Below are 12,724 nucleotides of genomic sequence, written 5' to 3'. Positions count from 1 at the left end.
CGGACGCGCTCGGTTTCGGTGTGCTGCGCCATCTCCGGCCGGACGGTGCCGAGCTCGGCGGCGACACGGCCTCGGTACTGTTCAACTACCTCGGCCGGATGGGCACCCCCGGCGGCGGGACGGGCGACTGGACGCCCGCCGCGGAGTCCGGGTCGCTCGACGCGAGCGCCGACCGCGTCACCCCGGTGAGCCATCCGCTGGAGATCAACGCCGTCACGGTGGATACCGGCCAGGGGCCCGAGCTGCATGCCACGTGGAGCTTCGCCGACGGCGTGTTCGACGAGGCCGGCGTGCGGGAGCTGGCCGAAGGCTGGCGGACGGCACTGGCCGAACTGGCCACCGCGGCCAGGGGCGTCGACCGGCGCACCCCGTCCGACTTCCCCCTCGCCACCGTCGAACAGTCCGATGTGGACACTCTGGCCCGGCCGGGGATCGAGGATCTGCTACCGCTGTCGCCCCTGCAGGAGGGCCTGCTGTTCCAGTCCGTCGTCGACGAGGGCGGTGCCGGGGCCTACATGGTCGCGCACACCCACGAGATCGACGGCGAGGTGGACCCGGAGCGGCTGCGCGCCGCGGGCACCGCGCTGCTGGAGCGGCACGCCGCGCTGCGCGCCTCGTTCCGGCAGACCGTCTCCGGCGGGTTCGTCCAGGTGATCCCGGCCCGGGCGGAACTCGTCCCGGAGTTCCACGATCTGTCCGATGTGGACGGGGTCGGGGCCGCTCGGACACTGGACACCCTCACCGCCGACGCAGCCGCGACCCGGTTCGATCCGGCCGAGGGACCGCTGGTCCGGCTGGTGCTGGTGCGCCTCGCCGCGCGCCGGCACCGGCTGCTGCTGACGCACCACCACATCCTCGCCGACGGGTGGTCCGGCCCGCTGCTGGCGGGCGAGCTGTTCGCGCTCTACGGCAACGGTGCCGACCCGTCCGCGCTGGATCCGGTGCGGCCGTACTCGGATCACCTCGCCTGGCTGTCCAGGCAGGACGACGCCGCCGCCGAACGGGCCTGGACCACCGCTCTGTCCGGAGTGGACGGTCCGACGCTGATCGCCCCGGACGCCGCGCCCGCGGCGGGCGAGCCCGAACGACTCACCGAGGAACTGCCGGCCGGGCTGACCGAACGGATCGACGCGACCTGCGCGGAGCTCGGCATCACCCGCAGCACCGTGCTCAACGCGGCGTGGGCGCTCGTGCTGGGCAGGCACACCGGCCGCACCGATGTCGTCTTCGGCGTCACCGTGCACGGCAGGCCTGCCGACCTGCCCGGCTCGGACCGGATGATCGGACTGTTCATCAACACGGTCCCGGTCCGGGTCAGGGTGGACCACGCGGAACCGGTGCCGGAGCTGCTGTGCCGGCTGCGCGACGAGCAGTCCAGGCTGCTCGAACACCAGCACGCGGGCCTGGCCCGGATCCAGCGCTGGGCAGGCACCGGTGAGCTCTTCGACACCCTGGTCGTCTACGAGAGCTATCCGGTGGACCAGCGCGGACTGGCGGAGACCGAACGGGCGGCCGGGTTGCGGGTCGACTCGGTGACCGGCACCGACGCCACCCACTATCCGCTCACGCTGGTCGCCGTTCCCGGCGACCGGCTGACGGTCGGTCTCGACGTCCGCACCGACGTCGTGCCGAGGGAGACCGCCGACGCCCTGCTGCGCGCACTGGTCACCGCGCTGACGGGCCTGGCAGGAGCGGACGCCCGGCCGGTCGGGCGGCTGCCGCTGCTGCCGGAGAACGAGCGGACGGCGGCGCTCGGACAGGGGCGGGGCCCTCAGGTCGCGGTCGAGACCGCCACCCTGGACACACTGTTCGCGCAACGGGTACGGACGGCTCCGGACGCCGAGGCCGTCTCGCACGACGGCCGCACCCTCAGCTATGCCGGGTTCGACGAACTGGCCGGCCGCATCGCGGGCGGGCTCGCCGCGCGCGGGGCGGGACCGGGAGCACTGGTGGCGGTGTCCCTGCCCCGGTCGATCGAGATGGTGGCGACGCTGTACGCGGTGCACCGGTGCGGTGCCGCCTACCTGCCGGTCGATCCGGAGCACCCGGAGGAGCGGATCGCCGCGCTGCTGGCCGATGCCGCTCCCTCCGTGGTGGTGACCGAGGAGATGCTCGGTGAGCTGACCGGCGGCCCGCCGATGCGGGCAGGCACGGTGTGCGTCCCAGCGGCGGCACCCGCCTACGTCATCTACACCTCGGGCTCGACGGGACGTCCGAAGGGCGTGGTCGTCGGGCACGACGCCGTGGTGAACCGGTTGCGCTGGATGGAACAGGAGTACGGTTTCGGGCCGGCGGACCGCATCCTGCAGAAGACACCGATCACCTTCGACGTGTCGGTCTGGGAGCTGTTCCTGCCGCTGATCACCGGCGGCACGCTGGAGATCGCGGATCCGGGCGGGCATCGCGACCCGGCGTACCTGGCCGGGCTGATCCGCACCACCGGGGTGACGACCGTCCACTTCGTACCGTCGATGCTGCGACCGTTCCTCGACGAGCCCTCGGCGGCCGGACTGGGCCTGCGCAGGGTGGTGTGCAGTGGCGAGGCGCTGGGTGAGGACCTGGTGCGCGCGCACCGCCGCGTCCTGCCCGGCACGGCGCTGCTCAACCTGTACGGACCGACCGAGGCCGCGGTGGACGTCACCCATGCCGACACCGCCCGGGAACCCGAGGGCACCAGCGTTCCCATCGGGAGACCGGTGTGGAACACCGGCGCGCACGTGCTCGACGGCGCGCTCCGGCCGGTACCCGCCGGAGCGGCCGGCGAGCTGTACCTCGCCGGCGTCCAGCTCGCGCGCGGCTACCTGGGCAGGGCCGGGCTCACCGCGGAACGCTTCGTGGCGAATCCTTTGGGGGAGAACGGGTCCCGGCTCTACCGCACCGGCGACCTCGCCCGGCGGCGGGCGGACGGCGCGCTGGAGTACCTGGGGCGTACCGACGAGCAGGTGAAGATCCGCGGGCAGCGGGTGGAACCGGGCGAGGTCACCGCGGCCATGGCCGCCCTGCCCGGGGTCGGGGGCGCGGAGACGATCGCCCGGCCGGACGGGGCGGGCGGGCTGCGGCTGATCGGCTACCTGCTCGGTCCGGACCGCGACCCGGCGCCGATCCGCGAGGCGCTGGTCGCGGTCCTGCCCGCGCATCTGGTCCCGGCCGCGTTCGTCTGGCTGGACGAGTTTCCGGTGACGCCGAACGGAAAGCTCGACCGGGCGGCGCTGCCGGACCCCGATCCGGTGGCCACCGGCGAGGTGGGGCCGCGCAACGACGTCGAGCGCCTGCTGGCGGAGGAGACGGCGCGGGTGCTCGGTCTTGACCGGGTCGGCGTGCTGGACGACTTCTTCGCGCTCGGTGGCGACAGCATCCTGTCCCTGCGGCTGATCGGCCGTGCGCGGCAGTCCGGGCTGCGCGTCACCGCCCGCCAGGTGTTCGAACTGCGGACGGTGGCGGCTCTGGCCGTGGTGGCGGACACCGTCGCGGCGGCGGACGAGCCCGTGACCGGCAGCACGGCGCCGCTGATCGAACTGGACGAGGACGAGTTCGCCGACTTCGCGGACGAATGGAGTGTTTCGTGACGACCCCCCGTGGCGTGCAGGACGTACTGCCGCTCTCGCCGTTGCAGGAGGGCCTGCTCTTCCTGTCCACATGGGACAGCGACGATGCCGGCGCGGCGGACGTCTACACCGTGCAGCAGGTGTTCGAGCTCGAGGGCGAGGTCGACGCCGCGCGGATGCGCGCGGCGGGGGAGGCGTTGCTGCGCCGCCATCCCAACCTGCGGGCCGCCTTCCGGCCCCGCCGCTCCGGCGAGACCGTCCAGGTCGTCCCGGCCCGGGTCGCGCTGCCCTGGCGGGAGATCGACCTGGCCGACCTCGGCCGGGAGGAGCGGGAGACGGAGCTGCGCAGGCTGCTCGACGCGGACCGGCGGGAACGTTTCGACCTGGCCAGTCCACCGTTGCTGCGGCTGCGGCTGATCCGGCGGGCCGCCGACCGTGCCACCCTGGTCCTCACCGCGCACCACCTGCTGCTCGACGGATGGTCCGGACCGCTGGTCGGCGAGGAGCTGCTGACGCTCTACGGCGCGGGCGGGGACGAGACCTCGCTGCCTCCGGCCCCCGCCTATCGCGACTACCTGGCCTGGCTCGGTGGCCAGGACCGGGAGGCCGCCAGGGAGACCTGGCGCCGGTCGCTGGACGGCCTGGCGGAGCCGACTCTGCTGGCGCCGGAGGCCGGCAACGAGGGCGAGTTCCCCGCCGAGCACACCGTCGCCGTCCCGGCCGGGCGGACGGCCGCGCTCACCGCCTGGGCGCGGGGGCACGGTGTCACGCTGAACACCGTGGTGCAGGGACTGTGGGCGATCGTGCTCGGCAGGCTCACCGGGCGGCGGGACGTCGTGTTCGGTACCACCGTCTCCGGCAGGCCCGCCGAACTCCCCGGTGTGGAACGGATGATCGGGCTGTTCATCAACACCCTGCCGGTGCGGGTGACGCTCTCGCCGGGCGAAACCCTGCCCGCGCTGCTGGAACGGCTGCAGGCCGAGCAGACGGCGCTGCTGGACCACCAGTACCTCGGGCTGGCCGAGATCCAGGGGCTCGCCGGGCACGGGGAACTCTTCGACACGCTCACCGTCTTCCAGAGCGCCCCCGCCGACGAGGGCAGCCTTCGCCAGGCCGACGCGGCGGCCCGCCTGCGGGTGCCGGAGGTCAGCGTCACCAGCGTGACGCACTACCCGCTGACCGTCGTCGCCGTGCCCGGCGAGGAACTGGAACTTCTGCTCGCCCACCGGCCCGGCGCCGTCGGCACCGCGACCGTGCGCCGGATCGGCACCGCGCTGTGCGAACTGATCGGCACCCTGCTCGACCGCCCGGACACCCGGGTGGGTGCCATCGGCCTGGCCACGGCCGAGGAACGCGAGCTCGTGCTGAACGGCTGGAACGCGGCCATCCTCCCCGTCGACGGGGAGACGCTGCCGGGGATGTTCGCGGCCAGGGCCGGCTCCCGGCCGGACGCGACGGCCGTCGTCGACGGTGACCGCACCCGGACCTACGGTGAGCTGCACGCCGACGCGGCCCGGCTCGCCCGCCTGCTGATCGACCGCGGCGCGGGGCCGGAGCGCATCGTCGGCATCGCCTTCGGCCGCGGACTCGACTTCCTCACCGCCATGCTCGGGGTCGAACTCGCCGGGGCTGCGTACCTGCCGCTGGACCCGGCGTACCCGGCGAGCAGGCTCATCGCGATGATCGAGGACGCGCGCCCACTGGCCGTCCTCACCGACACGGCGACCGCCGCGGGGTTCCCGGCCGCCGGGGCCGAAATGCTCGCCCTGGACGACCCGGCGATCGCGGCGGATCTGGCCGCCAGGGCGGACGGGCCGGTGGCCGATCGCGAGCGCGTCTGCCCGCTGCGGCCCGACCACCCCGCCTATGTCATCTACACCTCGGGGTCCACCGGACGCCCGAAAGGCGTCCTGCTGCCGCACCGCGGAATCCCCGCACTGGTGGCCATGTTCGCCGCGTCCGTCCACAGTGGACCAAGCGGCCGGGTACTGCATTTCGCCTCGCCCGCCTTCGACGTGTCCGTGGCCGAGGTGGCGATGAGCCTGCTCTCCGGGGGCACCGCCGTCGTGGTCCCCGAGGACCGCAGGCTCGGCAGCGAGCTGGCCGGCTTCGCCGCGGAGCAGCGGGTCACCCACCTGCCGGTGCCGCCCTCGGCACTGGGCACGCTCGCGGCCGCCGAGTTGCCCTCGGGAGCGACCGTGATCTCCGGCACCGACGCCTGCACCCCCGAGCTGGTCGAGCGGTGGACCAGGGACCACCCCATGTTCAACGCCTACGGGCCCACCGAGGCCACCGTCAACTCGACGCTGTGGCGCTGCCGCCCGGACGCGGGCGTGCTGATCGGTGTCCCCGACCCGGGCAAGCGGGCCTACGTGCTCGACGCCGGGCTGAACCCGGTACCCCCGGGACTGCCGGGTGAGCTGTACCTGGTGGGCGGCCTCGCCCGTGGCTACCTGGACCGGCCGGCGCTCACCGCGAGCAGCTTCCTCGCCGATCCGCACGGTGCCCCCGGGACGCGGATGTACCGCACCGGTGACCTCGTCCGCTGGACCGGTGACGGCGAGATCGAGTTCCTCGGCCGGATCGACCAGCAGGTGAAGATCCGTGGGTTCCGGCTGGAGCCGGGCGAGGTGGAGACCGCGCTGCGCGCGCTGCCCGGAGTGGACGACGCCGTCGCGGTGGTCCGCGAGGACGGGCCGGGCGTACGGCGGCTCGTCGCCTATGTGAGCGCCGGCGACGGTGCGGCCCCCGAACCGCTGACCCTGCGTGCTGCGCTGGCCGAGACCCTGCCCGGGCACGCCGTACCGGCCGCCGTCGTCGTGCTGGAAGCACTGCCGTTGACGGTGAACGCGAAGGTCGACCGAGGGCGGCTGGCCTCCGACGCGGAGTTCGCCCCGGACCTGCGCGCGCTCGTCGGCCGGACCGCGCCGCGCACCCCGCGCGAGTCGGTGCTCGCCGCTGCGTACGCCGCCGTCCTCGGCCTGCCCGAGGTCGCCGCCGAGGACGACTTCTTCACCCTCGGCGGTGACAGCATCCTGTCCCTGCAGGTCGTCAGCCGCGCCCGGCAGCAGGGCCTGCGGGTGACCCCCCGGCAGGTCTTCGAGTGCCGCACGGTCGCCGCGCTGGCCGACGCCGCCGTCGCGGCGGACCGCCCCGCCCCCGCCGACACCGTCGGGGCCGTCGGCCCGGTCCCGGCGACACCGATCCTCGCCGGGCTGGCCGAGCGTGGCGGGCCGATCGGCAGATTCAGCCAGTGGGCCGTGCTGCGGGTACCCGCGGGGATCGGGACGGCACGGCTGACGGCCGTCCTGCGGGCGATCACCGACCACCACGCGGCCCTGCGCGCCGTGCTGGCCGACGACTGGCGGCTCCGGGTCCGGCCGCGCGGTGGCGCCGATCCGGCGGCCGGACTGCTGCGGGTGCCCACCGAGGGCGAGCCGGATCCCGCGGAGGTGCATCGGTACGCCGACCGTGCGGAAGGCGAACTCGATCCCGCCACCGGCGAACTGCTGCGGGCGGTCTGGTTCGATCCCGGGCCGGACCGGCCGGGACGCCTGCTGCTGGTGATCCATCACCTCGTCGTCGACGGGGTCTCCTGGCGGATCCTGGCCGAGGACCTGGCAAGCGCCTGGCAGGCGATCGAGGCGGGAGAGCAACCGGCACTGCCGCCGGTGCCGACCTCGTTGCGAGCCTGGGCCACCCGCCTCGGCGACCGGGTGCCCGCGCACCGGCCCGAACTCCCGTACTGGAGGGCGGTACTGGCTCCGGCGGCGAGCATCGCCATCCGCCCGCTGCGCGTCACCGACATCGCGGACGGACTGCGGGAACGCACCGTCCGGTTGCCGGTGGGGACGACTCGCACGCTGCTGACCCGCCTTCCCGAGGTGTTCCGTGCCGGAATCCAGGACGCGCTGCTCGCCGCGCTGGCGGTGACCGTGGCGCGGACCGGGGCCGGGCGCGCGCTGGTCGCCGACACCGAGACCCACGGCCGGGACGACCCGGAGGGCCTGGACCTCTCGCGCACCGTCGGCTGGTTCACCGGACTGGTGCCGCTGCGCGTGGACACTGCCGGACTCGATCTCGGCGAGGTGCTCGCCGGAGGACCGGACGCGGGGCGCCTGCTCAAGCGGGTCAAGGATTCCCGGCTCGGCGCACCGGCCAGGGGCACCGGCCACGGTCTGCTCCGGCACCTCGACGAGGAGGCCTCCGCCGTGCTCGCCGCACTGCCGCGGCCGGAGGTACTGGTCAACTACCTCGGCCGGTTCGGCGCGGCCGAGGCGGGCGAGGAACGCGACTGGGTACCGGCGGGCGGCCTCGGCGGCGGGACCGACCCCGATTCGCCGGTGACGCACGCGCTGGAGATCAACGCCTCGGTGACCGACGGGCCGGGCGGCCCCGTCCTCACGGCGTCCTGGGCACATCCGCCCGAGGTACTGTCCGATGTGGACGCCGAGACCCTGGTGTCCGGCTGGCTGGAGGCGCTGGGCGCACTGGCTCGCCACGCCGCCGCCGACGGGGCGGGCGGCTACTCCGTGACCGACTTCCCGCTGGTCCCGCTGGAGCAGCAGGAAATCGACGACGCCGTGGCGGCCGTTCCCGGTCTCACCGAGGTGTGGCCGCTGTCGCCGCTGCAGGAGGGCATGCTGTTCCTGTCCTCGTTCGACGACCCGGACGAGGCGGCCCTCGACGTCTATGCCACCCAGCAGGTCCTGGAACTGCGCGAGGCGGAGCCCGCGCGACTGCGCCGCGCGGCGGCGGCACTGCTGCGCAGGCACCCGAACCTGCGCGCGGGCTTCCGGCACCTGCCCTCCGGTCGCGCGGTCCAGATCGTCGACGGCGATGCCGAACTCGACTGGCGCTCGGTGGATCTGTCCGAAGTGGATGCACACGATGCGGATTCCGCGCAGGACAAGGAACTGCGTTCGATCGTGGAGCAGGAACGCGTCCGGCGGTTCGATCTGGCCGCACCGCCGCTGCTCCGGTTCGTGCTGGCCGATCTCGGCGGCGGGCGCCACCGCCTGCTGGTCACCAGCCACCACATCGTGCTCGACGGCTGGTCGGCACCGTTGCTGAGCGAGGAACTGCTGACCCTCTACGGGGCGGACGGAGCGGACGCGGCGACGCCGCGGCCCGCGTCCTACCGGCGCTACCTGGAGTGGTTGGTCGCGCAGGAGCGCGAGGGCGCGCGCGATTCGTGGCGGCGCGCACTGTCCGAACTGGACGGTCCCACCCTGCTCGCCGAGGACGGCGGACAGCGGGCGCCCGCGTTGCCGGAGAAGCTGACGGTCCGGGTCGGCGAGGCCGAGACCGCCCGGCTCGCCGCCTGGGCGCGCTCGTCCGGTCTCACGGTGAACACGGTCGTCCAGGTCGCCTGGGCACTGCTGCTGGGGCAGGTGACCGGCCGCCGCGACGTCGTTTTCGGGGCGACCGTGTCCGGCAGGCCCGCCGACCTGACCGGGGTGGAGCGGATGATCGGGTTGTTCATCAACACCCTCCCGGTGCGCGTCACGGCGCGGGTCGCGGAGACGGTGGGCGAGCTGCTGACCCGAGTCCAGTCCGAACAGGCGGCACTGCTCGACCACCAGTACCTCGGGCTCTCGGAGATCCAGCGGTTCGCCGACGTCGGTGAACTGTTCGACACCCTGCTCGTGTTCCAGAGCTACCCGGTCGACGCCGAGGCTTTGCGGGAGAGCGAGCGGGGGTCCGGGGTCCGGGTCGCCGGGGTGGACGCCGAGGACGCCACCCACTACCCGCTGACCCTGGTCGTCGATCCGGGGCCGACCCTCGACCTGATCGTCGAGTACCGCGCCGACATTCTCGGCGCCGAACGGGCGAGCACGCTCGTCACCCGGCTCGCCGGCCTGCTCGCCCGCCTGCCGGAGGAGGAGCGCACCCCCGTCGGCAGGCTCGACCTGCTCGACCCGGCCGAGCGCGATCTGGTGCTGCGGCGGTGGAACGACACCGCGCTGCCGGTCGAGCCCACGACCGTGGTCGCGGCCGTCGAGCAGCAGGTGCGCCGGGTCCCGGACGCCGTCGCGCTGGCCTGCCGGGACACCGTCCTGACCTACCGGGAGCTGGACGCGCGGGCCAACGCGCTGGCCCGCGCCCTGATCGCCCGCGGTGCCGGGCCGGAACGGATCGTCGCGCTGATGTTGCGCCGTTCCGAGGAGTTCGTGGTGGCCATGCTGGGCGTGCTCAAGTCCGGCGCGGCCTACCTGCCGGTCGATCCGGATTACCCGGCCGACCGGGTGCGGTACATGGTCGCCGACGCGGACCCGGCCCTGTTGCTCACCACAGCGGACCTGGCCGCCACCACCGACCCGCCCTGTGCGGTCCTGGCGCTCGACGATCCCGGCTGCCGCGGCGAGCTCGCCGCGTTCGGCACCGAGCCGGTCACCGACGCCGAGCGTCTCCGCCCGCTGCTTCCCGAGCACCCCGTGTACGTGATCTACACCTCGGGGTCGACCGGGAAGCCGAAGGGCGTGGTCGTACCGCACCGCAACCTGGTGAATCTCTTCCACAACCACGACGCCGTGGTGCTCGGGCCCGCGGCCCGTCGCCGGGGGCGGGCCGCACTGCGCATCGGGCACAACTGGTCCTTCGCCTTCGACGCCTCCTGGCAGCCGATGCTGGGACTGCTCGGCGGGCACGAACTGCACGTCGCGACCGACGAGCTGCGCACCGACGCGGAGGCACTCGCACGGTTCCTGGTGGAGCGGGAGATCGACTTCGTCGAGGTCACGCCCTCGCACTTCCTCCAGCTCGCCGAGGCGGGACTGGTGTCCGGCGGGCGGTGTCCGCTCGCCGTGATCGGCGTCGGCGGCGAGGCAGTGCCCGATCCACTGTGGACACAGGTACGGGCCTTCGCCGGCACCGAGGGGTTCAACTTCTACGGCCCCACCGAATGCACGGTGGACACCGTGGTGGCGGCGATGGCCGACACGGACCGGCCGGTCATCGGCCGTGGCGTCGCCAACACCGCGCTCTACGTTCTCGACGACGGGCTGCTGCCGGTCCCGCCGGGCGTGCGCGGTGAGCTGTACATCGGCGGTGCGCAACTCGCCCGCGGCTATCTCGGCCGGGGCGGCCTGACCGCCGCCCGGTTCGTCGCGAACCCGTTCGCCGGGGAGGGCGAGCGGATGTACCGCACAGGAGACGTCGTGCGGTGGAGCGAGGACGGGCGGCTGGAGTTCCTCGGGCGCACCGACGACCAGGTGAAGATCCGCGGCTTCCGGGTCGAGCTCGGCGAGGTGGAGACCGCACTCGCCGCGCAGGAGGCGGTGAGCGACGCGGTGGTGGTGCTGCGGGGGACCGGCACGGGCGCCACCCGGCTCGTCGGATACGCGGTGGCCGGGAGCGGGCGCGCCGACGGTGCCGCCCTGCGCGAGCGTCTCGCCGCGAGCCTGCCCGAGCACCTGGTCCCCGGGGCCGTCGTCGTCCTGGACGCGCTTCCGTTGACGCCGAACGGGAAGGTGGACCGGGCGGCGCTCGCGACCGCCGACTGGGCCGAGCCCGCGCGCGACGCGCTGGGCGAGAGCAGGCCGCCGCGCAATGCCATGGAACGGACCCTCGCCGAGATCCTTCGCGAGGTGCTGGGCCTGCGCGAGATCGGTGTCACCGACGACTTCTTCGCGCTCGGCGGGGACAGCATCCTGTCGATGCGGGTCGTCGGCAGGGCACGGGCGGCGGGGCTGCGGCTGAGCCCGCGCCGGATCTTCGAGCACCGGACCGTCGCCGCACTCGCCGAGGTGGCCGAACCGCTCGGTGAACGGAAGGAGAGCACCGTAGCGGCGGTCGGGGAGATTCCGCCGACGCCGATCATGCTGATCCAGCGCGACCGCGGCGGACCGGTCGGCAGGCTCAGCCAGTCCGCGCTGTTGCGGGTTCCCGCCGCCGTGGGGACGCCGGTGCTGGCGGAACTGGTGTCGCACCTGCTGGCCCGGCACGACATCCTGCGGGCCACCCTGCGCGCGGACTGGACCATGCTGGTGCCGGAGCCGGGCACCCCGTCCGCGGCCTCGGTGCTGCGCAGGGTCGACGTCTCCGGCAGGCTGGACGAGGAACTCGCGGACCTGTTCACCGCGGAGTTCGGCGAGTTCGAGCGCACGGTGCTCGAACTCGACCCGTTCGCCGGGGACATGGTCCGCGCGGTCTGGTTCGACGCCGGCCCGGGCAGGCCGGGGCGGCTGCTGCTGATGGTGCACCACATGGTGATCGACGCGGTGTCCTGGCGGGCGATCTTCGACGACGTGGCGGAGTTCGGCGCCGCCCGTGCCGAAGCGCGCGCACCGGTGAGTACGCCCGCGGAACTGTCCTTCCGCGGCTGGGCCCTGCGCCTGCGCGAGCTCGCCGCCGGACGCGGGGAGGAACTTCCGTACTGGCGCGGTGTACTCGCCGGAGCCGACCTCACGGTGGCGGACGGTCCGGTGGACCCGGTCCGGGACGTGATCTCCACCGGCCGGAACCGGAGCGTCGCGGTGGGCCCCGAGGTGACCCGGGAACTGCTGACCGCGGTGCCCGCGGCGCTCGGTGCGGGTGTGCAGGACGTCCTGCTCGGCGCGCTGGCCGTGGCCGCGGCACGTCGTCGTGGTGGCGGGGCGCTGCTGGTCGAGGTGGAGGGGCACGGACGCGAGGAGGAACAGGTGGGCGGCGTGGATCTGTCCCGCACCGTCGGCTGGTTCACCACCATGTACCCGATGCGGATCGAGGCCGCGGGCGGCGCACCAGAGGAGGCCGTCCGGCAGGCCTGCGTGGCCCGGACATCGTTGCCGGACAACGGGATCGGCTTCGGCCTGCTACGCCACCTCGACCCGGACGCGGCCGCCGAACTCGGCGAGCTGCCCGTCCCGCAGGTGCTGTTCAACTACGTGGGCCGCTTCGGTGCCGGGGCCGCCGAGGAGCGGGACTGGATGCTCGCCGCGGACGCGGGCGCGCTCGGCGGTGACGTGGATCCGGACGCGGCGGCCACCCATCCGCTCTCGATCAACGCCTCGGTGGCCGACGGGCCGGACGGCCCGCGGCTGACCGCGGAATTGTCCTACCAGCCGCGCGTCCTGCCGGAGGAGGTGCTCGACGGCCTGGCCGGGGAGTGGACGGCCGTGCTCGCCGAACTGGCCGGGGGCGCGGGCGGGCCCGGCTGTAACGAGGTGGAAGCGGCGGGCGAGTCACCGAGCGGGTGA

2 protein-coding genes (1 of these 2 running past the window's edge) are annotated in these 12,724 nt (G+C 74.0%); both read left to right on the top strand.

From position 1 onward, the window contains the following. A protein-coding gene (locus CFN78_RS18485; protein WP_094864095.1) for a non-ribosomal peptide synthetase crosses the window boundary here: on the top strand, positions 1–3,566 show its 3' portion. Its footprint begins 10,345 nt before the window's first position; 3,566 of the gene's 13,911 nt are visible here — the last part of the coding sequence; the start codon falls outside the window, past its left edge; the stop codon is at positions 3,564–3,566. Continuing rightward, positions 3,563–12,724 (top strand): non-ribosomal peptide synthetase, encoded by a 9,162-nt coding sequence (locus tag CFN78_RS18480; protein ID WP_165777614.1) that lies wholly within the window; start codon positions 3,563–3,565, stop codon positions 12,722–12,724. Before CFN78_RS18485 ends, CFN78_RS18480 begins: the two co-directional genes overlap by 4 nt.

The organism is Amycolatopsis antarctica (genome assembly GCF_002262875.1).
In the GTDB taxonomy this organism is placed as follows: domain Bacteria; phylum Actinomycetota; class Actinomycetes; order Mycobacteriales; family Pseudonocardiaceae; genus Amycolatopsis; species Amycolatopsis antarctica.
This window is presented reverse-complemented; position numbering and strand designations above follow the sequence as displayed.